This window comes from Roseateles sp. GW821-FHT03B02 (assembly GCF_059421025.1).
This window is the reverse complement of the sequence record NZ_JBWKUV010000005.1, coordinates 383,967-409,687: the sequence shown is the minus strand read 5'-3', so window position 1 is coordinate 409,687 and position 25,721 is coordinate 383,967. Positions and strand designations below refer to the sequence as shown.

The 25,721-nt window shown below is 68.5% G+C and carries 27 protein-coding genes and 2 tRNA genes; 18 read left to right on the top strand and 11 right to left on the bottom strand.

All coding sequences use genetic code 11. The features are described 5' to 3' along the window. The first annotated feature begins 112 nt into the window (after nt 1–112). The 14 genes from AC07VX_RS16640 to AC07VX_RS16575 all read left to right on the top strand — a co-directional run bounded on the left by AC07VX_RS16640 (nt 113) and on the right by AC07VX_RS16575 (nt 12,009). Nucleotides 113–919, top strand: a complete 807-nt coding sequence (locus AC07VX_RS16640; RefSeq protein ID WP_493167324.1) for a thymidylate synthase — start codon at nt 113–115, stop codon at nt 917–919. Then, nucleotides 916–1,410: a dihydrofolate reductase gene (locus tag AC07VX_RS16635; RefSeq protein ID WP_493167325.1), complete on the top strand. Its 495-nt coding sequence runs from the start codon at nt 916–918 to the stop codon at nt 1,408–1,410. The genes AC07VX_RS16640 and AC07VX_RS16635 overlap by 4 nt, the downstream gene beginning before the upstream one ends. Nucleotides 1,411–1,413: 3 nt before the next feature. Next, a complete protein-coding gene (locus AC07VX_RS16630) occupies nt 1,414–1,992 on the top strand; it encodes a DUF4337 domain-containing protein (protein ID WP_493167326.1) in 579 nt (192 codons plus the stop codon). Nucleotides 1,993–2,025: 33 nt separating this feature from the next. Continuing rightward, entirely contained in the window at nt 2,026–2,952 is a 927-nt protein-coding gene (locus AC07VX_RS16625) for a LysR substrate-binding domain-containing protein (protein ID WP_493167327.1), read from the top strand. A 118-nt stretch (nt 2,953–3,070) separates the two neighbouring features. Next, nucleotides 3,071–4,081 carry a TRAP transporter substrate-binding protein DctP gene (gene dctP / locus AC07VX_RS16620; RefSeq protein ID WP_493167328.1) on the top strand — a complete coding sequence of 337 codons (1,011 nt, stop codon included), beginning with the start codon at nt 3,071–3,073 and terminating at the stop codon, nt 4,079–4,081. A 6-nt stretch (nt 4,082–4,087) separates the two neighbouring features. Continuing rightward, nucleotides 4,088–4,660 (top strand): TRAP transporter small permease, encoded by a 573-nt coding sequence (locus AC07VX_RS16615; protein ID WP_493167329.1) that lies wholly within the window; start codon nt 4,088–4,090, stop codon nt 4,658–4,660. Further along, entirely contained in the window at nt 4,657–6,015 is a 1,359-nt protein-coding gene (locus AC07VX_RS16610) for a TRAP transporter large permease (protein ID WP_493167330.1), read from the top strand. The genes AC07VX_RS16615 and AC07VX_RS16610 overlap by 4 nt, the downstream gene beginning before the upstream one ends. Before the next feature lie 10 nt (nt 6,016–6,025). After that, nucleotides 6,026–7,696 carry a malonate decarboxylase subunit alpha gene (gene mdcA / locus AC07VX_RS16605; RefSeq protein WP_493167331.1) on the top strand — a complete coding sequence of 557 codons (1,671 nt, stop codon included), beginning with the start codon at nt 6,026–6,028 and terminating at the stop codon, nt 7,694–7,696. Between the two features lie 8 nt (nt 7,697–7,704). Beyond that, nucleotides 7,705–8,022, top strand: coding sequence for a malonate decarboxylase acyl carrier protein (mdcC, locus tag AC07VX_RS16600; RefSeq protein WP_493167332.1), 318 nt, complete (start codon nt 7,705–7,707; stop codon nt 8,020–8,022). Then, a complete protein-coding gene (locus AC07VX_RS16595) occupies nt 8,019–8,879 on the top strand; it encodes a biotin-independent malonate decarboxylase subunit beta (protein ID WP_493167333.1) in 861 nt (286 codons plus the stop codon). The genes mdcC and AC07VX_RS16595 overlap by 4 nt, the downstream gene beginning before the upstream one ends. Beyond that, nucleotides 8,879–9,580 carry a biotin-independent malonate decarboxylase subunit gamma gene (locus tag AC07VX_RS16590; protein ID WP_493167334.1) on the top strand — a complete coding sequence of 234 codons (702 nt, stop codon included), beginning with the start codon at nt 8,879–8,881 and terminating at the stop codon, nt 9,578–9,580. The genes AC07VX_RS16595 and AC07VX_RS16590 overlap by 1 nt, the downstream gene beginning before the upstream one ends. A 6-nt stretch (nt 9,581–9,586) precedes the next feature. Further along, complete coding sequence (mdcG, locus tag AC07VX_RS16585; protein ID WP_493167335.1) at nt 9,587–10,264, top strand: malonate decarboxylase holo-[acyl-carrier-protein] synthase; 678 nt, start codon at nt 9,587–9,589, stop codon at nt 10,262–10,264. Further along, on the top strand, nt 10,261–11,097 hold the full coding sequence (locus AC07VX_RS16580; RefSeq protein ID WP_493167336.1) for a triphosphoribosyl-dephospho-CoA synthase: 837 nt from the start codon (nt 10,261–10,263) through the stop codon (nt 11,095–11,097). The genes mdcG and AC07VX_RS16580 overlap by 4 nt, the downstream gene beginning before the upstream one ends. Beyond that, on the top strand, nt 11,098–12,009 hold the full coding sequence (locus AC07VX_RS16575; protein WP_493167337.1) for an ACP S-malonyltransferase: 912 nt from the start codon (nt 11,098–11,100) through the stop codon (nt 12,007–12,009). A gap of 41 nt (nt 12,010–12,050) precedes the next feature. Here AC07VX_RS16575 and AC07VX_RS16570 read toward each other — a convergent pair whose 3' ends face one another. From AC07VX_RS16570 to AC07VX_RS16535, 8 genes are all read right to left on the bottom strand, one after another. Next, a complete protein-coding gene (locus tag AC07VX_RS16570; protein WP_493167338.1) occupies nt 12,051–13,598 on the bottom strand; it encodes a cryptochrome/photolyase family protein in 1,548 nt (515 codons plus the stop codon). Continuing rightward, a complete protein-coding gene (locus AC07VX_RS16565) occupies nt 13,591–13,752 on the bottom strand; it encodes a DUF2256 domain-containing protein (protein ID WP_493167339.1) in 162 nt (53 codons plus the stop codon). The genes AC07VX_RS16570 and AC07VX_RS16565 overlap by 8 nt, the downstream gene beginning before the upstream one ends. 104 nt (nt 13,753–13,856) lie before the next feature. Further along, nucleotides 13,857–13,931, bottom strand: a tRNA-Val gene (locus AC07VX_RS16560). 38 nt (nt 13,932–13,969) lie between these two features. Further along, nucleotides 13,970–14,044 (bottom strand) — tRNA-Val (locus AC07VX_RS16555). Nucleotides 14,045–14,079: 35 nt separating this feature from the next. After that, on the bottom strand, nt 14,080–14,808 hold the full coding sequence (gene dnaQ, locus AC07VX_RS16550) for a DNA polymerase III subunit epsilon (protein ID WP_493167340.1): 729 nt from the start codon (nt 14,806–14,808) through the stop codon (nt 14,080–14,082). After that, nucleotides 14,805–15,614: a prolipoprotein diacylglyceryl transferase gene (gene lgt, locus AC07VX_RS16545; protein ID WP_493167341.1), complete on the bottom strand. Its 810-nt coding sequence runs from the start codon at nt 15,612–15,614 to the stop codon at nt 14,805–14,807. Before lgt ends, dnaQ begins: the two co-directional genes overlap by 4 nt. Nucleotides 15,615–15,679: 65 nt before the next feature. Then, nucleotides 15,680–16,663 carry a tetratricopeptide repeat protein gene (locus AC07VX_RS16540; RefSeq protein WP_493167342.1) on the bottom strand — a complete coding sequence of 328 codons (984 nt, stop codon included), beginning with the start codon at nt 16,661–16,663 and terminating at the stop codon, nt 15,680–15,682. 76 nt (nt 16,664–16,739) lie between these two features. Further along, on the bottom strand, nt 16,740–17,594 hold the full coding sequence (locus AC07VX_RS16535) for a LysR family transcriptional regulator (RefSeq protein WP_493167343.1): 855 nt from the start codon (nt 17,592–17,594) through the stop codon (nt 16,740–16,742). A gap of 91 nt (nt 17,595–17,685) precedes the next feature. On the opposite strand from AC07VX_RS16535, the gene ilvD reads away from it, so the two are divergent. Then, nucleotides 17,686–19,365, top strand: a complete 1,680-nt coding sequence (gene ilvD / locus AC07VX_RS16530; RefSeq protein WP_493167344.1) for a dihydroxy-acid dehydratase — start codon at nt 17,686–17,688, stop codon at nt 19,363–19,365. 42 nt (nt 19,366–19,407) lie between these two features. Here ilvD and AC07VX_RS16525 read toward each other — a convergent pair whose 3' ends face one another. Next, the gene (locus tag AC07VX_RS16525; RefSeq protein WP_493167345.1) at nt 19,408–19,668 is read right to left on the bottom strand and encodes a TIGR04438 family Trp-rich protein; all 261 of its coding nucleotides are present in this window, start codon (nt 19,666–19,668) and stop codon (nt 19,408–19,410) included. A 59-nt stretch (nt 19,669–19,727) separates the two neighbouring features. On the opposite strand from AC07VX_RS16525, the gene AC07VX_RS16520 reads away from it, so the two are divergent. Both AC07VX_RS16520 and AC07VX_RS16515 read left to right on the top strand, forming a co-directional pair. Next, complete coding sequence (locus tag AC07VX_RS16520) at nt 19,728–20,027, top strand: c-type cytochrome (protein ID WP_493167346.1); 300 nt, start codon at nt 19,728–19,730, stop codon at nt 20,025–20,027. Nucleotides 20,028–20,192: 165 nt separating this feature from the next. Further along, a complete protein-coding gene (locus AC07VX_RS16515; protein WP_493167347.1) occupies nt 20,193–21,569 on the top strand; it encodes an esterase-like activity of phytase family protein in 1,377 nt (458 codons plus the stop codon). A 62-nt stretch (nt 21,570–21,631) separates the two neighbouring features. Here AC07VX_RS16515 and acs read toward each other — a convergent pair whose 3' ends face one another. Continuing rightward, on the bottom strand, nt 21,632–23,593 hold the full coding sequence (gene acs, locus AC07VX_RS16510; protein WP_493167348.1) for an acetate--CoA ligase: 1,962 nt from the start codon (nt 23,591–23,593) through the stop codon (nt 21,632–21,634). Nucleotides 23,594–23,712: 119 nt separating this feature from the next. Between acs and AC07VX_RS16505 the strand changes: the two genes are divergently transcribed. Continuing rightward, nucleotides 23,713–24,306 carry a TIGR00645 family protein gene (locus tag AC07VX_RS16505; protein WP_493167349.1) on the top strand — a complete coding sequence of 198 codons (594 nt, stop codon included), beginning with the start codon at nt 23,713–23,715 and terminating at the stop codon, nt 24,304–24,306. Between the two features lie 27 nt (nt 24,307–24,333). On the opposite strand, the gene fumC is transcribed toward AC07VX_RS16505, so the two are convergent. Continuing rightward, nucleotides 24,334–25,719 carry a class II fumarate hydratase gene (fumC, locus tag AC07VX_RS16500; protein WP_493167350.1) on the bottom strand — a complete coding sequence of 462 codons (1,386 nt, stop codon included), beginning with the start codon at nt 25,717–25,719 and terminating at the stop codon, nt 24,334–24,336. Between the last annotated feature and the right edge of the window lie 2 nt (nt 25,720–25,721).

Genomic DNA, 25,721 nt, shown 5'->3' with positions numbered 1-25,721 from the left:
TCCAACACCTGCCCTCTACTCGGCGTCGTTCGCGCCATTAGCTTGCCGCGCGGGCAGGTGTCGAACAAACCTAAACGAAAGCCGTCGTTCCCCACCCTGCGAAAATAGGCTCATGACCACGCCACCCCAGCAATACGAAGACTTCATGCGCCATGTCTACGAGCATGGCGTGCGCAAGAGCGATCGCACCGGTACGGGCACGCGCAGCGTGTTCGGCCACCAGATGCGCTTCGACCTCGCCGCTGGATTTCCGCTGGTGACGACGAAGAAGGTGCACCTGAAGTCCATCATCCTGGAGCTGCTGTGGTTCCTGCGCGGCGACAGCAACGTGAAGTGGCTGCAGGAGCGCGGCGTGACGATCTGGAACGAGTGGGCGCGGGAAGATGGCGATCTTGGGCCGGTCTACGGCGTGCAGTGGCGCAACTGGCCGACGCCGGACGGCGGCCACATCGACCAGATCGCCGACGTGGTGAAGACGCTGAAGACCAACCCTGACAGCCGCCGCATCATCGTCAGCGCCTGGAACGTGGCCGACCTGCCACAGATGGCGCTGATGCCCTGCCATGCGTTCTTCCAGTTCTACGTGGCCGACGGGAAACTGAGCTGCCAGCTCTACCAGCGTAGCGCCGACATCTTCCTGGGCGTGCCCTTCAACATCGCCAGCTATGCGCTGCTGACGATGATGCTGGCCCAGCAGTGCGATCTGGCGCTGGGCGACTTCATCTGGACCGGCGGCGACTGCCACATCTACGACAACCACGTGGAGCAGGTGCAGACCCAGCTCGCCCGCGAGCCGCGCGCCTACCCGACGATGACGATCAGGCGCCGGCCAGCATCGATCTTCGACTACGAGTTCGAGGACTTCGAGCTGAGCGGCTACGACCCGCATCCGGCGATCAAGGCGCCGGTGGCCGTATGAGCAAGATCGTCCTGGTTGCAGCGGTTGCGAAGGACGGCGCCATCGGGCGCGACAACGCGCTGCTGTGGCGCATCCCCGAGGACATGGCGCGCTTCAGGGCGCTGACTTGGGCGAAGCCCGTCGTCATGGGCCGCAAGACCTGGGAATCGATCCCGGCCAGGTTCCGCCCGCTGCCCGGGCGGCGCAATCTGGTCGTCAGCCGCAGCGCTGTGGCGCTGCCGGGCGCCGAGGTGTTCGGCAGCCTGGACGCAGCTCTTGCCGCCTGCGCAGCCGAGCCCGAGGTCTGCGTCATCGGCGGCGGCGAGATCTATGCCCTGGCCTTGCCGCTCGCTGACGAGCTGGCGCTGACCGAGGTAGATCTCGTCTTCCCCGATGCGGACCGGCATTTCCCGGCCTGGCCGCGAGAGCTCTTCACCGAGGCCCGCCGCGAGTCGCACGACGGTGCGGGCGAGCTTCGTTTCGATTTTGTTGACTACGTTCGCAAGGAGTAACCCATGTCCGGACACGGCTTTCACGTCCACGGCCCGCACGAGCACGAGCTGGAGCACGCGGCCCAACACGAGCCCAAGGGCTTCGCCGGCCAGCTGGCCGTCATCACGGCCATCCTGGCCACGCTGGGCGCCTTCTTCTCCTACATGGGCGGCGCCACGCAGGCCAATGCCGGCATCCTGAAGAACGACGCGGCCATCAAGAAGACCGAGGCCGGTAACCAGTGGAACTACTACCAGTCCAAGAGCAGCAAGCAGAACCTGGCCGAGCTGGCGCTGGAACTGAGCCCCAGCGAAGAAGCCAAGGCCAAGTACCGCGACAAGGTGGCCCGCTACGAGAAGGAAAAGGCCGAGATCAAGGTCGCCGCCGAGAAGCTGGAGGAGGAGTCCAAGCATTTCGACGAGAAGAGCGAGGCGCAGCTGCACATGCATCACCGCTGGGCCCAGGCGACGACGGCGCTGCAGGTGTCCATCGCGCTGGCCGCCATCGCGCTGCTGACCAAGCGCCGCTGGATGGAGTGGGCCACCATCGCCGCCGGCGGCGTGGGCCTGGTGCTGGGCGGGCTGGCGGCAGCGCACATCTGACGACGTGCCGGGCCGGGGCTAGGATGCCGGCCCATGCTGCACCGCATCGACGAAGAGATCACCTTCCGCAAGCTCGAGATCCTGCTCGCCTTCATGGAGAGCGGCAGCCTCGCGCGCGCGGCTGAGCGGCTGGGTGTCAGCGCGGTCAGCGTGCACCGCGCGCTGCATTCGCTGGAGACGGGCACGCGCTGCAGCCTTTTCCGCCTCGAAGGCCGCAACCTGCAGCCCAACGACGCGGCCCACGCGCTGGCGGACGTTGCGCGCGAGGTGTTGCAGACCATGGCCCGCGGCATCCGCGCCACGCGCGAGATCGCCGGCTACGCGGCCGACCGCATCCGCATCGGCTCGCTGTACTCGCTGACCAGCGGCACGGTGCCGGCCCTCATCATGGCGCTGCGCCTGCGCAAGCCCGACATCCAGACCGAGCTGGTGCTGGGCTCCAACAGCGAGCTGCTGCGCAAGCTGCGCGAGGGCGTGCTGGACGCCACCGTCATGGGCTTCCCCGAGGGCGCGGCCGACGTCGAGTCTCAGTTGCTGTTCGAGGACGAGATCTTCTTCGCCGCGCCCGTCGACTCGCCCTACGCCCACCAGGCCGAGATCGACCTCGGCGCCTGCGCGGACGAGCGCTTCGTGTCGCTCAACGAGGGCTATGTCACGCACGACCGCTTCCTGGACGCGTTCCGCGTGGCGGGCTTCGAGCCCAACATCGCGATGACGACGAATGACATCTTCTCGCTGATGAATCTGGTGGGCGGCGGCATCGGCTGCACGCTGTTGCCGGGGCGCATCCGCGGCGTGCTGCCGCGCAACGTCTGCCTGGTGCCGCTGCAGCCGCGCTACCAGATGCGCCAGAAGATCAGCGTGTGCTTCCTCCGCACCCGCGAGCGCGACCCCAACCTGCTGTCGCTGCTGGCCGCCTGCCGCAGCCACTCGGCCGAGCTTCAGGCATCCCAGGGTTAACCCACGACCGTTGCAGCCAGCGTAATGGTCTTTGGCCGAGGTTGATTGACCGTCCCAGGCGCCGCTCCCACACTGCGGCCGCATACCGCCACGAACAGGCGGAACCTGGAGACAAGCCATGAACCTCACCCGCCGCCAGTGGATGGCCGCCACCGCTGCCACCGCCTGCCTGCCCGCCGCACACGCCCAGGCCGGCACGCTGAAGATCTCGCACCAGTTTCCGAGCGGCTCGCTCACCGAGGGCGACTTCCGCGACCGCCTGTGCCGCAGGTTCGCCGCCGAGGTGGAGAAGCGCAGCAGCGGCGCGCTGAAGGCCTCGGTCTACCCCGGCTCGTCGCTGATGAAGACCAATGCCCAGTTCTCGGCGCTGCGCAAGGGCGCGCTGGACATGAGCCTGGTGCCGCTGTCCTACGCCGGCGGCGAGGTCGCCGAGACCAACGCCGGCCTCATGCCCGCCCTGGTGCCCAGCTATGAGCAGGGCGCGGCCTGGAAGACGGCCGAGGTGGGCAAGCTGCTGTCCAAGGTGCTGGATGACAAGGGCGTGATGATCGTCAGCTGGGTCTGGCAGGCCGGCGGCGTGGCCAGCCGCGCCCGCCCGCTGGTGACGCCGGACGACGCCAAAGGCCTGAAGGTGCGCGGCGGCAGCCGCGAGATGGACATGATGCTGAAGACTGCCGGCGCCTCGGTCATCACGCTGCCGTCCAACGAGATCTACGCCGCCATGCAGACCGGCGCAATGGACGCGGCCATGACGTCCTCCACCAGCTTCATCTCCTTCAAGCTGGAGGAGATCGCCAAGCACCTGACCTCGGGCCGCCAGCGCACCTACTGGTTCATGTTCGAGCCGCTGATGATCTCCAAGGAGGTCTTCAACAAGCTGCCCAAAGCCCAGCAGGACATCGTCATGGCCGTGGGCGCCGAGATGGAGGCCTTCGCCATGGAGGCCGCCAAGGCCGACGACAAGGCCGCCGCCGAGATCTACGCCAAGGCCGGCGCCAAGGTCTACGACATGGACGAGCCCACGCTGAAGAAGTGGCAGGCCATCGCCCGCGACACCGCCTGGAAGGACTTCGGCGAGAAGAACGAGTCCTGCGCCGCCATCCTCAAGGCCGCGCAAAAGCTGCTCTGAGTTGCCATGAGTCACGGCTTTGAAACCGGCACCGCGGTAGCCGGTATAGACCCGCACACGCCCAAGATCCTGCTGCCGCTGGCAAAAGGCCTGGACTTCCTCAACCGCGCCATGGTGGTCTTTGGCATGCTGGCCCTACTCGTGGCCTCCTGTGTGCTGACCTACAGCGTCGTCTCGCGTTACGTGATGAAGGCCTCCACCGACTGGCAGGACGAGGCCGCCGTGTTCCTGCTCGTGGGCGCCACCTTCATGTGCGGCGCCTTCGTGCAGCAGCTGCGCGGCCATGTGGGCATCGAGGCCATTGCCGGTCTGCTGCCGCGCTCGCTGAACCAGTTGCGTCTGACGCTGGTGGATCTGATGTGCACCGCGTTCTGCAGCTTCTTCGCCTGGAAAAGCTGGACGCTGTTCCATGAGGCCTGGGCGGAAGGCCAGACCACCTCGTCCTCCTGGGCGCCGCCGCTGTGGATTCCCTACGGCCTGATGGCCGCCGGCATGACGCTGCTGAGCCTGCAGCTGCTGGTGCAGTTCGTCGCCCGCGTCAACGGCCTGTTCAACCCCACCCAAGGAGGTGCTCGATGAGCATGCTCGCCCTCGGCGCCCTGTTCGGCATCGTCACGCTGCTGTTCATGTTCTCCGGCGCGCCCATCGCCTTCGCGCTGGGGAGCGTCGCCACGCTGTTCATGGCCTTCTTCATGCCGGCGTCCGCGCTGGACACGGTCACGCAGAACGTCTACGAGGAGATGGCCAGCATCACGCTGCTCTCCATCCCGCTGTTCATCCTGAAGGGGGCGGCCATCGGCAAGTCCCGCGCGGGGCAGGACCTGTACGCAGCCATGCACGTGTGGATGGGCCGCATCCCCGGCGGCCTGGGCATCGCCAACGTGTTCGCCTGCGCGCTGTTCGCGGCCATGGCCGGCTCCAGCCCGGCCACCTGCTCGGCCATCGGCAGCGCCGGCATCCCGGAGATGCGCAAGCGCGGCTACTCGCCCGGCTTTGCGGCCGGCATCATCGCGGCCGGCGGCACGCTGGGCATCCTGCTGCCGCCGTCCATCACGATGATCCTGTACGCGGTGGCGGCCGAGCAGTCGCTGGGGCGCCTCTTCCTGGCCGGCATCTTCCCGGGCGTGCTGCTGGTGGTGCTGTTCGCCGTCTACGCCGCGCTGCGCTACCGCAAGGAGCACGCGCTGGCCGAGGCCGAGTTCAAGCGCAGCGGCGCTGCCTCGGCGCTGCTGGCGCGGGAGACCTTCACCACCCGCGAGAAGTTCGAGATGCTGCCGCGCGTCGTGCCCTTCGTGCTGCTGCTGATCGGCGTCATGGTGGCGCTGTACGGTGGCTTTGCCACACCGTCCGAGACGGCCGGCCTGGGCGCGCTGCTCGCGCTGCTGCTGATCGCCACGATCTACGGCGTGTGGCGCCCGAAGGACGTGGCGCCCATCCTCACGTCAACGCTGAAGGAGTCGACCATGCTGATGTTCATCATCGGCATGTCGCTGCTGTTCTCCTACGTGATGAGCTATCTGCACATCAGCCAGGCGGCGGCGGAGTGGATCGTTGGCATGCAGCTGTCCAAGTGGGTGCTGCTGGCCGCGGTGCTGCTGATGGTCATCCTGCTGGGCTTCTTCCTGCCGCCGGTCAGCATCATCCTGATGACCGCGCCCATCATCCTGCCGCCGCTGAAAGCCGCGGGCTTCGACCTGATCTGGTTCGGCATCCTGATGACCATCGTCATGGAGACCGGCCTCATCCACCCGCCGGTGGGGCTGAACATCTTCGTCATCAAGAACATCGCGCCCGACATCGAGCTGCGCGACATCATCTGGGGCGTGCTGCCGTTCGTCGTGCTGATGCTGTTGGCGGTGCTGCTGATCTGCATCTTCCCGGGCATTGCAACCGGTTTGCCCGACATGGTCATGGGCGCCATCGTCAAGCATTGAGGAAGCCGCCATGAACGCCCCCGCCTGGAACCTGCGCGACCGCCAGCGCCGCGAGCGTCTGGCCCGCGCGGCCGAAGCGCTCGGCGCGCGGCTGCAAGGCCGCCTCGTGGCCACCGACGCCGCCGTGCCGCTGCTGGAAGCTGTGCTGCAGCCCGGCGACCGCGTCTGCCTGGAAGGCAACAACCAGAAGCAGGCCGACTTCCTCGCCCAGGCGCTCACGCAGGTGGACCCGGCGCGAGTGCACGACCTGCACATGGTGCAGTCAGTGCTGGCGCTGCCCGAGCACCTGGACGTGTTCGAGAGCGGCATTGCCAAGCGGCTGGACTTCTCCTTCTCCGGCCCGCAGGGCGCGCGGCTGGCCAAGCTGGTGAGCACGGGCGGCATCGAGATCGGCGCCATCCACACCTACCTGGAACTCTTCGCCCGCTACTTCGTCGACCTCACACCCAAGGTGGCCCTGGTGGCCGCCCACGCGGCCGACCGGCACGGCAACCTCTACACCGGCCCCAACACCGAGGACACGCCCGCCATCGTCGAGGCCACGGCCTTCTCGGGCGGCCTCGTCATCGCCCAGGTCAACGAGGTGGTCGACACCCTGCCCCGCATCGACATCCCGGCCGACTGGGTGGACTTCGTCATCCCCGCCCCCAAGCCCAACCTCATCGAGCCGCTGTTCACCCGCGACCCGGCGCAGATCAGCGAGATCCAGGTGCTGATGGCCATGATGGCCATCAAGGGCATCTACGCCGAATACGGCGTGCAGCGGCTCAACCACGGCATCGGCTTCGACACCGCCGCCATCGAGCTGCTGCTGCCGACCTACGGCGAGCAACTGGGCCTCAAGGGCAAGATCTGCAAGCACTGGGCGCTGAACCCGCACCCGGCCCTTATCCCCGCCATCGAAGCCGGCTGGGTGGAATCCGTGCACTCCTTCGGCTCCGAGCTGGGCATGGAGGACTACATCCGAGCCCGCAGCGACGTGTTCTTCACCGGCGCCGATGGCAGCCTGCGCAGCAACCGCGCCTTCTGCCAGGCCGCCGGCCACTACGCCTGCGACCTGTTCATCGGCTCCACGCTGCAGATGGACCTGCTGGGCAACAGCTCCACCGCCACGCTGGGCCGCATCACCGGCTTCGGTGGCGCGCCCAACATGGGGGCCGACGCCCGCGGACGCCGCCACGCCAGCCACGCCTGGCTCAAGGCCGGCGCCGAGGCACGTGCCGGCCGCCAAGGTGCCGCCGGCACGCCTCGCGGGCAAAAGCTCGTCGTGCAGATGGTCGAAACCTTCCGCGAGCACATGCAGCCCGCCTTCGTCGAGACGCTGGACGCCTGGACGCTGCAGCAACAGGCCGGCATGGCGCTGCCGCCCATCATGATCTACGGCGAGGACGTGAGCCACGTGCTGACCGAAGAAGGCATCGCCAACCTGCTGCTGTGCCGCAGCGACGAGGAGCGTGAGCAGGCTATCCGCGGAGTGGCCGGCTACACGGCCGTGGGCCTGGCACGCGACAAAGCGATGGTGGAGAACCTGCGCGACCGCGGCGTCATCAAGCGGCCTAGCGACCTCGGCATAGCCCCACGCGAAGCCACCCGCAACCTGCTGGCTGCCCGCAGCATGCGCGACCTCGTGCGCGCCTCCGGCGGCCTGTACGCGCCCCCGAAGCGCTTCCGCAACTGGTGAGGCCCGACATGACCCAACCCGGTCTCGAAACCCTGGACTACCGCTTCACCGGCACCCGCCCGGCCGGCGCCTTCACACCGGTGCTAGTCGGCGTGGTCGGCTCGGGCAACCTGGAGGTGCTGCTGGAGCCCGCGCCCGGCAGTGACTGCCACATCCACGTCGAAACCTCGGCCCGCGGCTTCGGCGCCATCTGGGCCGCTGTGGTGCGCGACTTCCACACCCGCCACGCGCTGGCCGGCGTGCAGGTCTCCATCCACGACATGGGCGCCACGCCCGCCGTTGTCAGCCTGCGGCTGGACCAGGCCGCGCAGGAGCTGCAGCCATGATTTCCTACGCCGAATGCTCGGCCCGCGAGCGCCTGGCGCTGCTCGTTGACGAAGGCAGCTTCCACGAGTGGTTGCCGCCCGCGCTCAAACTCACCAGCCCGCACCTCGCGCAGCTGGGCGTGCCCTCGTCGTTCGACGACGGCGTGGCCATCGGCCGCGCCACGCTGGCCGGCCGCCCGGTCTTCGTTGCCGCACAGGAAGGCCAGTTCATGGGCGGCGGCGTGGGCGAGGTCCACGGCGCCAAGCTCGTGGGCCTGCTGCGGCGCGCGCTGCGTGACCGGCCCAACGCGGTGCTGCTGCTGGCCGAGTCCGGCGGCGTGCGGCTGCACGAGGCCAACGCCGGGCTGATCGCCGTGTCCGAAGTGATGCGCGCGCTGCTGGACGCGCGCGCAGCCGGCATTCCGGTCATCGTGCTCATCGGTGGCACGGGCGGCTGCTTCGGCGGCATGGGCATCGTGGCGCGCTGCGCGGACCACATCGTCATGAGCGACATCGGGCGGCTGGCCATGTCCGGCCCCGAGGTCATCGAGGCCTCGCACGGCGTGGAGGAATTCGACTCGCGTGACCGCGCGCTGGTGTGGCGCACCACCGGCGGCAAGCACCGCTGGCTGACCGGCGACGCTGACGTGCTGGTGGAAGACGACGTGACCGCTTTCCGCGCCGCCGCCATCGCTGCGCTGGACGCCGCCCGGCCCGTCACGCTGGCGCTGCTGGAAGCCGAGCACGCACGGCTCACTGCCCGCCTCGCCTTCGAAGGTGCCGAAGCCACCGCGCTGTGGGCCACGATCGGCGTGGCCGAGCCTGGCCGCGTGCCCGATCTCGACGTGGCCGGCGTGCTCGCCCTGGGAGCGCACTGATGGACTGGCAGACCCTCACCACCCAACTGTTCGGCGCCGGCCACGGCATCACCCGCAACGGCGATTTCCTGCACGGCGAAGTGACGTTCGACGGCGAGCCCATCACCGTCATCGGCACCACGGCCCACGCCCCCATCGGCGTGCTGCTGGCGCTGCAGCAGGCCCGCGCGGTGCTGGACACGATGGCCCGCCACCCCGGCCGCGCCATCCTCTTGCTCATCGACACCCAAGGCCAGCAGCTGCGCCGCCGCGACGAGCTGCTGGGCATCAACCGCGCGATGGCGCACCTGGGGATGTGCATCGACCTGGCCCGCCGCCGCGGCCACCGCGTGCTGGGCCTGGTGTACGACCAGGCGCTGTCCGGCGGCTTCATCACCTCCGGGCTCATCGCCGACGCCTGTGACGCGCTGCCCGAGGCCGAGATCCGCGTCATGCGGCTGCCGGCCATGGCGCGCGTCACCAAGCTGCCCGAGGCCATGCTGGCCGAGTTGTCCGTATCCAACCCGGTGTTCGCGCCGGGCGTGGGCAACTACGTCGCGATGGGCGGCGTGCGGCAACTCTGGCAGGGCGACCTGGCCCAGGCGCTGCGCGAGGCGCTGGCCAGCGCACCCACCGACGACTGCCGTGCCCGGGACGGCACCGCCCGCGGAGGCCGCAAGCTGGCGGCCGGCGTTATCCAGCAGGTGCTGGACGCGGCCTGACGCGCCATGACGCCGCTGCACCGCCACCAGGTCGCCTGGCCCTCCCCGGCCGGCTGGCAGCGCGTCCTGGCGCGCGACTGGGACACCCCTGCCCGCGCCTGCCTGCGGCACTGGGCCGAGCTCCGCCTGCCCCTGGTCGTCACGCGCCAGCCCGAGTCTGATGGTCCCGCCATGCCGGACGTGGCGCTGGGCCTGTGCGCCCCCAACCGCTGGCAGCGCCGACGCCTGGCGCTGCAGCTGCCGCTGGCCGAGCTGCTCTACCTGGACGAATTCCCGCGGTTGGCGCGTGTGGCCGCCCAACTGCCTGCGGCCGACCGCGCCCCGGCGCGCAGCCTGGTCCAGGCGCTGCAGGCCTGCGGCTGCACGGCGCGCGTCTACGGCAGCCATGGCTGGCAGTTCCTCACCCGCATGGACCACCTGCGCCCTGGCTCGGACCTGGACGTCTGGCTGGGCGTGGCCGATGCCGAGCAGGCCGACGAAGCCGCCGCCGCGCTGGCGGGCTTCAGCGCCTCGACACGGCTGGATGGCGAGCTCGTGTTCCCGGGCGACACCGCTGTGGCCTGGCGCGAATGGCAGGCCTGGCGCGAGGGACGCACGCGCGCCCTGCTCGTGAAGCGCCTGCACGGGCCCGACGCCATCACGAGGCTGGATGTCCTGCTGCCCCACGCAGCGGTGCCGGCATGAGCGCCCACCTTGCCCCTGCCTCACCCGCGCTGACCGCGCATGAGATCGGCCGCGCCGCCACGCTGGCCCTGCACGACGAACTGGCCCTGTCGCCCAAGCCCGGACTCGTCACACTGATCGACCGCGGCAGCCATGCGGACATGGATGCCCACACCTTCATGCGCAGCCTGTTCGCGCTTCGCGGCTACTTCGTGCGCATCGCCGAACTCGGGGCGGCAGGGGCGCCCTTCGAGGCGCTGGAGCGCTGCGGCATCGCCGCCGAGGCGCGCATGCTGGCGGCCACCGGCGGCATCAACACCCACCGCGGCGCCATCTTCATGCTCGGGCTGCTGTGCGCGGCAGCCGGTGCGCTCGGGCGGCGGGCCTCGCCGGCCGAGCTGCGGCAGGCCCTGCTCGCACGTTGGGGCGAGGCCTTGCGCGTCCGGGCGTTGCGCACCTCCACCCTGCCCGGCGGCATGGCGGCGCGGCGCCTGCACCTGCGCAGCGCGTCCACCGAAGCCGCGCTCGGTTTCCCGACGCTGTTCGACACCGCCGAGCCGGCGCTGCGCCGCGCACTCGCCCGAGGCCTGGCGCCGGCGCCGGCCCGCCTGGACACGCTGTTCACCGTCATCGCCGCGCTGGACGACAGCAACCTAGCCCACCGCGGCGGCCTGGTGGGGCTGCGCTGGGCCCAGGCTGCCGCCCGCGACTTCCTCGCCAGCGGCGGTGCCGGCGCGCCGGGCGGCCTGGACATGGCCGCATCCATCGGGGCCGGATTCGTGAACCGCCGGCTGTCTCCCGGCGGCTCGGCCGACACGCTGGCCGCCGCCTGCTGGCTGGCCCGCATCGGCTGAATGAGCCTGGCCCTGCTCTTCCCCGGCCAGGGCGCCCAGCACGCGCAGATGCTGCCCTGGCTGGATGATCAGCCGGCCGCTGCCGCCACGCTGCAAATCCTGGGCGAACACATCGGGGCGGACTGGCGCCATCGCTTGCCCGACACCGCCTGGCTGCATACAAACGCCGTCGCCCAAGCCCTGCTGACGGGGCTGGGCATCGCGACCTGGCAGGCCGTGGCCACGCGGCTGCCGATGCCAGCCGTGGTGGCGGGCTACAGCGTGGGCGAGCTGGCGGCGTTCTCGGTCGCTGGCGTGTTTGACGCCGTCACGGCCCTCGGCCTGGCCGCTGCCCGCGCTCAGGCGATGAACGACTGCGCCGCCAGCGGCGACGGCGGGCTGCTGGCCTTGCAGGGGCCGCATGCGCTGCGCTTGGCGCAGGCCGCGGCGGGCCTGCACATCGCCATCCGCATCGGCGCCGATCGCGTCATCGTGGGCGGCCCCGTCGCGCTGCTGGACGCGGCCGCCGCGGCCTGGAGCGCCAGTGGCCTGCGCTGCACGCGTCTGCCCATCGGCGTGGCGTCGCACACGCCGCTGATGGCGCCGGCCGCCGCGGCCTTCGAGCAGCGCCTGTCCAGCCTTGCGCTGCGGCCCGCGCGGGCCGCCGTTGTCTGCAACTTCAGCGGCGCCGCCAGTCGCAGTCCTTCAGCACTCGGCCCGGCCCTGGCCCGTCAGATCGCCAGCACCGTGCGTTGGGACGAATGCATGGACGCCATCGCCGAGCGCGGCGTGCGCTGCGTGCTGGAACCGGGCCCGGGCGCCACGCTGGCGGCGATGTGGCGGGAGCGGCACCCCGGCATACCGGCCCGCTCAGCGGATGAGTTCCGCAGCCCGGATGGGCTGGTGGCCTGGGTCCTGCAACAGCTCGTTTAGGCCAAGCTCACGCCGCCAACGCCATCGATGATGCTTGCGCCTCATCGACAGCCGCCGCCCCGGATCAGTTCGGCCCGGGCCCGGATGCGTTCGCGCTCAGCTTCATCCACGCGGGCCAGGCCACGCACCTGCAGCGCCAGGCGCGGATGGTCGGCGAATCGTGCTTCGTGGCGCATCAGGAAGTCCCAGTAAAGCGTCGTGAACGGGCAGGCACGCTCGCCGACCCGTTCCTCCGGCCGGTAGCGACACGTGCTGCACAGTGGACTCTGGCGCGCGATGTACTTGCCGCTGGCGATGTAGGGCTTGCTCGCCATGAGGCCGCCGTCGGCGTACTGGCTCATTCCCAGGGTGTTGGGCAGCTCCACCCACTCCACGGCGTCCACGTAGACGCTCAGGTACCAGGCGTGCACCTGGGCTGGCTCCACGCCGTAGAGCAGCGCGAACAGGCCCGTCACCATCAGGCGCTGAATGTGGTGAGCGTAGCCATGGGCGAGCGTCTGCGAGATGGCGTCGCTCAGACAGGCCATGTCGGTGTCGCCCGTCCAATACCAAGGCGGCAGATCATGGTGGGCACCCAGCGCGTTGCCGTCGGCGTAGGAGGGCATGCGCGTCCAATAGATGCCGCGCACATACTCGCGCCAGCCCAGGATCTGACGGATGAAACCCTCGCCGCTGGCGATGGGAACCCGGCCTGCACGCACCTCGGCCTCGGCGGCGGCTACCACCTCCTGCGGCGTCAGCAGCTTGAGGTTGAGCGCGGCCGAGAGTTGGGCGTGATACAGCCAGGGCTCGCCCGGCCAGACGGCATCCTGGTAAGGGCCAAAGAGCGGCAGCCGCTCACGAATGAAGGTGGCCAGCGCCTGCAGGGCCTGAGGTCGAGTCAGCGGCCAGGCGAAGCCGTCAAGCCGCCCAGGATGGTCGGCAAAGCGCTCGCGGACCAGCGCGATAACCTCGCGTGTAAGGGCATCGGGCTCGAAGCGCGGTGGCTGTGGCAGATCGAAGCCGGGGCCGTCAGGGCCGAAGGCCTCGCGGTTGTCAGCGTCGTAGTTCCATTCGCCGCCCAAAGGCCTGCCACCGTCCATGAGCACGCCGAAGCGCTGGCGCAGCTCGCGATAGAAGTACTCCATGCGCAGGCCCTTGCGCCCACGCGCATGGGCGGCGAACTCCTGGGGCGAGGTGTAGAAATGCCGGTCCTCCCTGATCTCTAGCGGCAGGCCGGCCTCGCTGGCCACTCCCTGCAGAGCCTGTAGGACGCGCCAGTCGCCGGGCCGCGTCAACACGAGGCGGCTCGGCCGCAGCTTGTCCAGGTCGGCGCGCAGTTGCGCGGCCAGGCTCTCGCGCGTGGCCGGATCGTCGAGGCGGCGGTAATGCAGCGGCCGGCCTGCGGCCCGCAGGCTTGCAGCGAAGTGCCGCATGGCCGCGAGGAAGACAGCAATGCGCGGCTGACTGCTCCAGACGTGGGTGGACTCCTCGGTCACTTCGGCCATCCAGCCGGCATCGAGGTCCGGGTCGAAGCCATCAAAGGCGGCAGCAGCAAGGTCCAGCTGATCGCCGAGCACCAGCACCAGATGGCGCAGTCTTTCAGCCATCGGCGCGCCCCGGCCCCGGCCTGTGGCGCCGGCAGCGCTCGCTGCAGTACTTCACGTCGTCCCAGTTGCGCGCCCAGGCCTTGCGCCAGGCCATCGGCCGGCCGCAGGCCTGGCAGGGCTTGCTGGGCAGATAGGATTTGTTGCCCTTGCTCACGGTGATCGGGTGGTGTCGCGGGGAAATTCCAGCGCTCGGATTCTCGGGCTCACCGCACAAGCAAGAAGCCCCTGCGGATCGCTGATCTGCAGGGGCTTTTCGACTGGTGGGCGGTGCAGGGTTCGAACCTGCGACCCCTGCCGTGTGAAGGCAGTGCTCTACCGCTGAGCTAACCGCCCGGATTCTGGCGTTGCGTTTTCAGGTTCACCAAAAAGGTTGGTGGGCGGTGCAGGGTTCGAACCTGCGACCCCTGCCGTGTGAAGGCAGTGCTCTACCGCTGAGCTAACCGCCCTGAAAAAACGCATCCGACTTCCGGGAAGCCCGCGATTATGCCACGGCTTTAACCGGCTCAAGGGAACGCCATTTGCAAGCGCCGCCGGCGGCCTTGTCCAGCTCTGTCAGCAGCTGGACGTGGGCGGCGCTCTCGGCTTCACTAGCGCGGAGGACCGGCAGCTCGAACCGGCTCAGGTCCATCGCCTCGAAAGCTGCGTGACCGTCGCCACCGGACTTGTCGCCATGGTCGTCCATCAGCAGCGCGTCCTGGCCGCGGGTCAGGCGGATGTAGACGTCGGCCAGCAGTTCTGCGTCCAGCAGCGCGCCGTGCAGCACGCGCTTGGTGTTGTCCACCTCCAGGCGACGGCACAACGCGTCCAGTGAGTTGGCCTTGCCGGGAAAGAGGTCGCGCGCCATCAGCAGCGTGTCGCGCACGCCGGCCACATGGTCGGTCAGCACGCCGCGCTTGAGGCGCTTGAGCTCGGCGTTGATGAAGCCGATGTCGAAGGGCGCGTTGTGGATGACGAGCTCGGCGCCGGCGAGGAAGGCCAGCAGTTGGTCGACGATCTCGGCGAACTTGGGCTTGTCCGACAGGAAGGCCTCTGTCAGTCCATGCACCTTGAGCGCGTCCTCGTGGCTGGCGCGCTCGGGGTTGATGTAGAGGTGAAGGTTGTTGCCGGTGAGCTGGCGGTTGACCATCTCGACGCAGCCGACCTCGATGATGCGGTCGCCCTTGTCGGCCTCCAGGCCGGTAGTTTCGGTGTCGAAGAAGATCTGCCTCATGCCGGCCTCCGGTCGCGTTTCGTGGCCCAGGCAAAGATGACAAGCCCGGCCAGGATCATCGGCAGGCTCAACCACTGGCCCTGGCTCCAGCTCAGCGCGCGCAGGCCGAGGAAGTCATCGGGCTCGCGAAAATACTCGGCCACGAAGCGCAGCGCGCCATAGCCCATCATGAAGACGCCTGAAATCTGGCCGGTCGCACGCGGGTTGCGGGCGTAGAACCACAGGATGATGAATAGCAGCAGGCCCTCGCCGGCAGCCTGGTAGAGCTGCGAAGGGTGGCGTGCGATGCCGCCGTCGTTGGCCTGGGGAAAGATCATGGCCCAGGGCAGGTCGGCCGGCGCCGGCCGCCCCCAGAGCTCGCCGTTGATGAAGTTGCCCAATCGCACTGCCATGATGCCGGTCGGCACACAGGGCGCGATCAGGTCCGAAACCTCGAAGAAGCCGCGCTGGCGCTGGCGCCCAAACAGCCACAGGCCCAGCAGGACGCCCAGCAGCCCGCCGTGGAAGGACATACCGCCCTTCCAGACGGCGAACACCTCCATCAGGTGGTCCACGTAGTAGTCGGGCTTGTAGAACAGGCAGTAGCCCAGCCGCCCGCCGAGCACGACCCCCAGCACCCCGTAGAACAGCACGTCGTCGACGTCCTGCTTGGTCCAGCCCACGGCGACGTGCTGGGGCAGCCGCACACGCCTGGACGCCAGCCACAGGAAGAGCCCGAAGGCGATCAGGTAGGTGATGCCGTACCAATGCACGGCCAGGGGGCCGATCTCGATGGCAATGGGATTGAACCGGGGATGAACCAGCATGGCTCAGAAGGAAGCGGAAGCGGCGCGCATCATAGCGAGCGCCCTCCTCCGCCGCCCTGCGGCCGTCAAGCGATCCCGGCCAGCAGCTTTCTGGCTTCCTCGATGTTGCGCGGGTTGGCGCGCTTGTTCTGCACAAAGCGCTCCAGTGCCGTCTTCGCGGCTGCCTTGTCGCCCTTGGCCAGCAGGGCCTGGCCCAACCGGTGGTCGATGGGCATGCGCTCCGCGCCTTCCAGCGGGCGGGCCCGCTCCAGCGACTTCACGGCCTCGTCAGGCTGGCCCAGCTCGGTCAGCACACGGCCCAGGCCGTAAGGGCCGGCGGCGTGGCCGGGATAGTCGCGCTGCAGCGCCTCAAAGATGCCACGGGCCTTGGGCAGGTTCTTCTGTTCCATGAACTCGAACCCGAGACGCGTCCACTGCCCGCGCAGCTCGCGTGCCACAGTATGGTCTTCGCCCGCCCTGGCGCTTGCCAGCTCGCGCTCGGCGCCGGCCCAGTCCTTGTCGTTCATCGCAAGCATGGCGCGCAGCACCTTGGCATGCTCGGGCTGGCGCGGCTGCACCTCGGCGGCCAACTCCTTGGCCTTGGGCACGCTGCCGCCGGCAAAGCCCGGCGCCATCAGGTAGAACTGGGTCAGGCCGCTGCGCGCCTCGAAGAGCAGCGGGTCCAGCTCGACAGCCTTGGCGAACTGCTCCTTGGTCTTGCTCGCCAGGCCCGGCATCTTGAAAACGCTGGCCGTCATGGCCTGCTGGCCGTAGACGCGGCCCAGCGCGTAGCTGCAGACGGCCTGCGGGCGCTTCTCGGTGCAGGCTTGCAGCGCCGGCAGCGCGGCTTCAAGGCGGGCGCCGTCATTGTCTTCCACCGCCGCCAGCGCCAGCGCCACGGCGGCCTGGTCGTCGTCGGGTTGGGTCTTGAAGCGTGCCTGGGCGGCACGGGCCAGATCGCCGGACTTGCCGGCGTCCAGCCAGGCCTGCCATTGCGGGTCCTTGAGCAGATCGGCCTGAGCGGCACCGGCCAGCAGGGCCAGGGCAAGAGGAAGCAAGCGAAGGTGCATGTGTGGGGTCTCCTGAAGGGCGTGCATTGAACGCGCCCGGCGCGCGCGCCGACGCCTGGGTTTTCCCGCTGTGACTTCAGGCATGGCGGGCCACGTGATCGACGAAACGCGCGACGACAGGCGGTGCGTCGTCGCGCCAGATCAGGCTGGTCTCGACCTCCGGGGCGCCGGCCATGGCCCGGTAGTCCACGCCTGCGCGCCGCAGGCCCTGCAAGCTGGCCGGCACCCACGCCACGCCGATGGCGGCCGACACGAGGTTGACGATGGTCTGCATCTGGATGGCCTCCTGGGCAACGCCTGCACCGCCATGGTGGGCGAGGATGGCGTCGAACAGCGAGGGCGCCACCTCGCGCGGGAAGATGACCAGCGGTGCGGCCAGGCATTGCGCGTCGCTGGGCACCTGATCGCTGCTGGGCAGGGCCAGCACCAGGGGTTCGATGCCGATGGACAGGCACTGGAAGCCTGCTGGTGCGCTGCCGGGCGTGTGAATGACGAAGCCGGCATCGATGCTGCCGGCAGCGAACTCGCGCAGCTGCACGTCCAGCGTCGCCTCGCGCAGCGCCAGCGCCACCTGCGGACAGTCCTCCCGGAAGGACCTCAGCCATTGCGGCAACCCGCCGAAGCCCACGGTGGACACGAAAGCCAGCCTCAGCCGTCCAGCCAGGCCGTCGGCCACCGCCCTCACCTCGGCCGGCAGCGCCGCCGCTTCCAGCAGCAGCTTCTGCGCCGACGCCTGCAGGGCCACACCGGCAGGCGTCAGGCGAACGCTGCGGCTGCTGCGCTCGAAGAGTTGCACGCCCAGCTGGGCCTCCAGCTTGCGCACGGCCTGGGTCAGCGGCGGCTGGCTCATGTGCAGGCGCTCGGCGGCACGGCCGAAGTGCAGCAGCTCGGCCACGGCGAGGAATTGCTGGAGAGGGCGTAGCTCGATCATTGATTCACAAAATATATCAATGGAGAGCAAACAATATATTTGAAAAGCATTGATGCCCGCGCCACACTGCCTGCTTCTCCAGGAGACCGCCATGAGCTTCAACCGCCGCAGCAAGAACATCACCGAGGGCGTGGCCCGCGCGCCCAACCGCTCCATGTACTACGGCATGGGCTACCAGGAGACTGATTTCGGTAAGCCCATGATCGGCATCGCCAACGGCCACTCGACGATCACGCCCTGCAACTCCGGCCTGCAAAAGCTTGCCGACGCGGCCGTCATCGGCCTGAAGGCCGCCGGCGCCAACGCGCAGCTGTTTGGCACGCCGACCATCTCCGACGGCATGGCCATGGGCACCGAGGGCATGAAGTACTCGCTCGTCTCGCGCGAGGTCATTGCCGACTGCGTGGAGACCTGCGTCGGCGGCCAGTGGCTGGACGGCGTCATGGTCATCGGCGGCTGCGACAAGAACATGCCCGGCGGCATGATGGGCATGCTGCGCTCCAACGTGCCGGCCATCTACATCTACGGCGGCACCATCAAGCCCGGCCACTACAAGGGCCAGGACCTCAACATCGTCAGCGTGTTCGAGGCCGTGGGGCAGTTCAGCGCCGGCAAGATGAGCGAGGAAGACTTCTGCCAGATCGAGAAGCGCGCTATCCCTGGCAGCGGCTCCTGCGGCGGCATGTACACGGCCAACACGATGAGCTCGGCCTTCGAGGCGCTGGGCATGAGCCTGCCCTACTCGTCCAGCATGTCCAATGTCGAGGACGAGGTGGTCGACAACGTCAAGCTGGCGGCCAACTGCCTGGTCGAGGCCGTCAAGGCCGACCTGAAGCCACGCGACATCGTCACCAAGAAGTCCATCGAGAACGCCGTCGCCGTCGTCATGGCCACGGGTGGCTCGACCAACGCCGTGCTGCACTTCCTGGCAATCGCCCACGCCGCCGAGGTGGACTGGACCATCGACGACTTCGAGCGCATGCGCAAGAAGATCCCCGTGCTGTGCGACCTCAAGCCCAGCGGCCAGTTCCTGGCCGTGGACTTGCACAAGGCCGGCGGCATTCCGGCCGTCATGAAGGAGCTGCTGAAGGCTGGCCTGCTGCACGGCGACTGCATCACCATCACCGGCAAGACGGTCGCCGAAAACCTGGCCGACGTGCCCGACCTGTCGCCCGAGCAGAAGGTGATTCGCCCGGTCTCGCAGCCCATCTACGCACAGGGCCACCTGGCTATCCTGAAGGGCAATCTGAGCCCCGAGGGCTGCGTGGCCAAGATCACCGGCCTGAAGAACCCCGTCATCACCGGCCCGGCGCGCGTCTTCGACGATGAGCAGTCGGCCCTGGCGGCCATCATGGCCGGGAAGATCCAGGCGGGCGACGTCATGGTGCTGCGCTACCTCGGCCCCAAGGGCGGTCCGGGCATGCCGGAAATGCTGGCCCCTACCGGCGCGCTGATCGGCCAGGGCCTGGGCGAGAGCGTGGGCCTGATCACCGATGGCCGCTTCTCCGGCGGCACCTGGGGCATGGTGGTCGGCCACGTGGCGCCCGAGGCCTACGAGGGTGGCGTCATCGCGCTGGTGCGGGAAGGCGACTCGATCACCATCGACGCCCACCAACTGCTGCTGAACCTCAACGTCGGCGAAGCCGAGTTGGCGAAACGCCGCGCAGACTGGGTGCAGCCGGCGCCGCGCTACACGCGCGGCGTGCTGGCCAAGTTCGCGAAGAACGCCTCCAGCGCCAGCTCGGGCGCGGTGCTGGACCGGTTCGAGTGACTTCGGGGCGCCCCTCGGCCGGCTAGGCCGGCCTGAGGCGGCTCAGCGCTTCTTCTTCGTGCCCGGCTTGAGCTGGCCCAGCCCTTCCATCAGCTGGTCGCGCCGTGCGGCCTTGCGCTCATCCAGCGTCTTCATCGCCTTGCGCTGGGTCATGCCCGAAGCGTCTGCCCAGGCCCACCAGACCGCGGCCAGCGCAAACGGCGACAGCACGATCACCCAGGCCCAGAAGTCGTCCTTGTGGAACTGCACCCAGCCGCCCAAACGCAACACAACCAAGAGCACGCCGACCAATACGAAACCCATGCGGGCTCTCCTTCAGGTATCTTTATGAACACTGTAGTCCAACGCCCCGAAAGGTAAGCATGAAGAATGTCCTGATCCTCAGCCTCGCCCTCATCGCGCCCGCCGCCTTCGCCAACCAGGAGCTGGCCCAGAAGAAGAACTGCATGGCCTGCCATGCGCTGGACAAGAAGCTCGTCGGCCCGGCCTACAAGGACGTGGCCGCCAAGTACGCGAAGGAGAAAGATGCCTACAAGAAGCTGGCCGACAAGATCGTCAAGGGCGGCTCCGGCGTCTGGGGCCCGGTCCCGATGCCGGCCAACACGCAAGTCAGCCCGGCCGAGGCGGAGACGCTGGCCAAGTGGGTGCTGACGGTCAAGTAAGAGCCCCCTCGCCCCTCCGAACAGGCCCTGCGGGGCCTGTTCGCATTTGCGCGACGCCTCCCTAGAACCCCGGGTCGGCCGCATGATCCGGCTTCACGGGACGGTCACGACGGCTTCCAAGAATCCACCACGCAGGCTGTTCTGCGCCCTGGATCCGGCCCCACCATGAAGCCCTCCCGTCACCTGCTCACCGCCATCGGCCTCGCCGCGGCCCTGTGCACCGCCGCCCACGCCGCCCCGTCGCTGGAAGGCTGGGCCCAGATGCCCGCCGCCACGTTCTCGGACGGCCCCACGTCCGGCCAGTTCGGCTTCACGAACGCGGCCAGCCCGGCCAACAACCCGCCCTACGTCAACCTGCAGCCGGTGCAGGGCTTCTCCGGCGTGCTGCAGGGCGCCGGCGGCAGCTACCGCTTCCTCGTCGACAACGGCTTCGGCAGCCAGGCCAACTCGGCCGATTCGCTGCTGCGCATGTATGCCATCCTGCCGGACTTCCGCACCACCACGGGCGGCACCGGCACCGTGTCGGCCGCCGACTGGAACACTGGCGCTGCCCGCGCCGCGTTCGACGCCAGCACCCGCATCACGCTGAGCGACCCCAACCGCCAGCTCGGCTTCGCCATCCAGGCCGACTACGCCCAGTACTACAACGGCAACGCCACGCGCAACCCGGCCGGCATCGCCGTGGACGCCGGCATCCGCACGGGCAAGCTGCTGACCGGCGCCGACCTCGACACCGAGAGCGTGCGCCAGGACAAGAACGGCAACCTGTGGTTCGGCGACGAGTTCGGCCCCTACCTCGTGAAGACCGATGCGACCGGCAGGGTGCTGGCCCGCGACGTCAGCCTGCCCGGCGTCTACGCGCCCGAGAACGCCTACCGCGGTGCGACGCCGGCCAACCTCGGCAGCTCGCGCGGCTTCGAAGGCATGGCCATCAACAAGGGCGGCGACCGCCTCTACACGCTGCTTGAAGGCACCGTGACCGGCGACGCGGCCAAGACGCTGCGCATCAACGAATTCAACATCGACACCAACCTCTACAGCACGTCGAGCTGGGTCTACAAGCTGGAGGCCGACGGCACCAACATCGGCGACATGACGGCGATCAACGACCACGAGTTCATCGTCATCGAGCGCAACGGCGCCACGGCCACCAGCGGCGGCACGCCGTTCAAGAAGCTGTTCAAGATCGACCTGAACAAGGTGGGCGCGGACGGCGCTGTGGAGAAGACCGAGTTGGTCGACCTCATGAACATCGCCGACCCCAACGACCTCAACGGCGACGGCAGCACCACCTTCACCTTCCCCTACGTGACCATCGAGAACGTGCACGTCATCGACGCTCACACGCTGCTGGTCGTCAACGACAACAACTTCCCCGGCGGCGGTGGACGTGCGCTGACCTCGGACGGCACGGAGTTCCTGAAGATCCATCTGGACCAGGCGCTCAACGTGTCGGCCGTACCCGAGCCCGGCAAGGTTGCGATGATGCTCGCGGGGCTGGGGCTGGTGGGTCTGTCGCTGCGCAAGCGCCAGCAGGGCTGAGCCGCACCGCTAACGAAAAGGCCGCCCCTGCGGGCGGCCTTTCTTCATGAGTGGCCGAAGCGTCAGTAGGCCTGCCCCAGCTGCTCCAGGATGGCCGGATTCTCCAGCGTGCTGGTGTCCTGCGTGACGCTCTCGCCCTTGGCCACCGAGCGCAGCAGGCGGCGCATGATCTTGCCGGAGCGGGTCTTGGGCAGGTTGTCGCCGAAGCGGATGTCCTTGGGCTTGGCGATGGGGCCGATCTCCTTGGCCACGTGGTCGCGCAGCTGCTTGGCGATGGCCTTGGCCTCGTCGCCGCTGGGGCGCGGGCGCTTCAGCACGACGAAGGCGCAGATGGCCTCGCCGGTGGTGTCGTCCGGACGGCCCACCACGGCGGCCTCGGCAACCAGTTCGGTGCAGCTCACCAGCGCCGACTCGATCTCCATCGTGCCCATGCGATGGCCCGACACGTTCAGCACGTCGTCGATGCGGCCGGTGATCGTGAAGTAGCCCGTCTCCGCGTCACGGATCGCCCCGTCCCCCGCCAGGTAGTAGCCCTTGAGCTCGGACGGGTAGTAGCTCTTCTTGAAGCGCTCGGGGTCGCCCCAGATCGTGCGGATCATGGACGGCCAGGGCTTCTTAACGACGAGGATGCCGCCCTGGCCGTTGGGCACGTCGTTGCCGGTCTCGTCGACGATGGCCGCCGTGATGCCTGGGAAAGGCAGCGTGCAGGAGCCGGGCACCAGCGTCGTCACGCCGGGCAGCGGCGTGATCATGTGGCCGCCGGTCTCGGTCTGCCAGAAGGTGTCGACGATGGGGCAGCGGCCGCCGCCCACATGCTGGTGGTACCACTCCCAGGCAGCCGGATTGATGGGCTCGCCCACCGAACCCAGCAGGCGCAGGCTGGACAGGTCGTAGCTCTTGGGGTGCACGGCGTCATTGCTCTCGGCCGCCTTGATCAGCGAGCGGATGGCCGTGGGCGCCGTGTAGAAAATCGTGACCTTGTGCTTCTGGATCATCTGCCAGAAGCGGCCGGCGTCCGGGTAGGTGGGCACGCCCTCGAAGACGATCTCGGTACCGCCAAGGGCCAGCGGGCCATAGGTGATGTAGCTGTGGCCGGTGACCCAGCCGATGTCGGCCGTGCACCAGAAGACGTCGTTGTCCTTCAGGTCGAAGGTCCACTTGGTGGTCAGCGCCGCGTGCAGCAGATAGCCGCCGCTGCTGTGCTGCACGCCCTTGGGCTTGCCGGTGGACCCGGAGGTGTAGAGCAGGAACAGCGGGTGCTCGGCCTCGACCCACTCGGGTGCGCAGGTGGTGGACTCGGCGGCCATCAACTCGTGCAGCCAGAGGTCGCGGCCGGCCACCCAGGCGATGTTGCCGCCGGTGCGCTTGTAGACGATGACGTCCTTCAGCGTGGGGCAGCTGTTGTCGGCCAGGGCCTCGTCGACGATGGCCTTCAGCGGCAGGGACTTGCCGCCGCGCTGCTGCTCGTCGGCGCAGATCAACGCCACGGCACCGGCGTCCTGCACGCGGTCGCGCAGGCTCTGCGCGGAGAAGCCGCCGAAGACGACGGAGTGCGTCGCGCCGATGCGGGCGCAGGCCTGCATGGCCACCACGCCCTCGACCGACATGGGCATATAGATGACGACGCGGTCGCCTTTCTTGATGCCGCGCGCCTTCAGCGCATTGGCCAGCTGGCTGACCTTGGCCAGCAGATCGGCGTAGCTGACCTGGGTGACGGTGCCATCGTCGGCTTCGAAGATCAGCGCCGTCTTGCTGCCCTTGCCAGCCTCGACATGACGGTCCAGGCAGTTGTAGGAGACGTTGAGCTTGCCGTCCTCGAACCACTTGAAGAAGGGCGCATCGCTCTCGTCGAGCGTCTTGGTGAACGGCGTCTGCCAGCTGATGAGCTCGCGAGCCAGGCGGCCCCAGTAGCCGGCGTAGTCCTTCTCGGCTTCGGCCACCAGCGCGGCATAGCCGGCTTCGCCCTTCACGTGGGCGTTGGCGACCCACTCGGGGCTGGGCGCGTAGGTGTTCAGCGTGCTCATGGCTTGTCTCCTGAAGTTGCTTGGCGCGGACTGTGCTTCGGCCGTCTGACGATGCCCTGACGCCGTGAAGTCATTCACGACACCTAGAATTTCGCTCAATTCTGCTCGGCCCCACCCCAATGCGCCCCGATCCCCAGCTCCGCCCCCTGCCCCGCCTGATCTTCGCCAGCCGCTGGCTGCAATTGCCGCTCTACCTCGGCCTGATCCTGGCGCAGGCGGTCTACGTCTACCAGTTCTGGACCGAGCTGGTGCACCTCATCGAGGCCGCTTTCGGCAATCAGCATGCGCTGGAGACGCTCGTCAAGAGCATCGGCTACAAGGGTGAGGCCGTGCCGAGCGCGCTGAATGAAACCGTGCTGATGCTGGTCGTGCTCGGCCTGATCGACGTGGTCATGATCTCCAACCTGTTGATCATGGTCATCGTCGGCGGCTACGAAACCTTCGTGTCGCGCATGGACCTGGAAGGCCACCCCGACCAGCCGGAATGGCTGAGCCACGTGAACGCGTCGGTGCTGAAGGTCAAGCTCGGCACGGCCATCATCGGCATCAGCTCCATCCACCTGCTGAAGACCTTCATCAACGCGGCCAACTACGAAGAGAAGACGCTGATGTACCAGACCATCATCCACGTCGCCTTCCTGTTGTCGGCCATGGCCATCGCCTACACCGACCGCCTGCTGCCGCAGCCCGCGCACCACGGCGACAGGCACTGAACCCCGGCTGGGGCGGCCCTGAGGCGCTTATCGCCCCACCATCTGCGCCGGCACCACCCAGCCATCGAATTCCTCGGCCGTCACATGCCCGAGCGCCAGCGCCGCCTCGCGCAGGCTCGTGCCTTCCAGGTGCGCCTTCTTGGCGATCTGCGCGGCCTTGTCGTAGCCGATGTGAGGGTTGAGTGCCGTCACCAGCATCAGTGAGCGCTCCACCAGCTCGGCGATGCGCGCCTCGTTCGGTTCGAGGCCCGCAGCGCAGTGCCGGTCGAAGCTGGCCATGCCATCCGCCAGCAGACGCACGCTCTGCAGGAAGTTGTGGATGACCATCGGCCGGAACACGTTCAGCTCGAAGTTGCCCGAGGCGCCACCGATGTTGATGGCCACGTCGTTGCCCATTACCTGGGCGGCCAGCATCGTCACCGCCTCGCTCTGAGTCGGGTTGACCTTGCCGGGCATGATGGACGAGCCTGGCTCGTTCTCCGGAATCCGGATCTCGCCGATGCCGCTGCGCGGGCCGCTGGCCAGCCAACGCACGTCGTTGGCGATCTTGGTCATGCTGGCAGCCAGCGTCTTCAGCGCGCCGTGGGCGTGGACGAGCGCGTCGCAGGAGGCCATGGCCTCGAACTTGTTCGGCGCCGTCACGAACGGCTGGCGCGTCAGCCGCGCCAGCTCTGCCGCGACCTGCTCCGCATAGCCCTTGGGGGCGTTCAGGCCCGTGCCGACAGCCGTGCCGCCCAAGGCCAGTTCGTGCAGATGCGGCAATGCAGCCAGCACATGGCGCTCCCCCTGGGCCAGTTGCGCAACCCAGCCCGAGATCTCCTGCCCGAGCGTCAGCGGTGTCGCGTCCTGCAGGTGGGTGCGGCCGATCTTGACGATGCCGTCGAAGGCCTCGGCCTTTTGCTGCAGCGTCGTGCGCAACGCGCGCAGCGACGGCAGCAGGCGCTCCTGCAGCGCCTGCAAGGCGGCCACGTGCATGGCGGTCGGGAAAACGTCGTTGCTGCTCTGGCTGCGGTTCACATCGTCGTTGGGATGCACGAGCCGGCCCTCGCCGCGCTCGCCGCCCAGCAGTTCGCTGGCGCGGTTGGCCAGCACCTCGTTGACGTTCATGTTCGTCTGCGTGCCCGAACCGGTCTGCCAGACGACCAGCGGGAACTCGTCCGGGTGCTGGCCGCCGATGACCTCGTCGGCGGCTGCCACGATGGCATCAGTCTTCGTCGCGTCCAGCAGACCCAGCGCGTGATTGACGACCGCCGATGCGCGCTTCACCCGCGCCAGCGCCCTGATCAGTTCCGGCGCCTGGCGTTCGCCGGAAATGTCGAAGTTCTGCAGCGAGCGCTGCGTCTGAGCGCCCCAAAGCCTGTCGGCCGGCACCTGCACCGGGCCGAAGGTGTCACGTTCGATGCGAACCATCATGA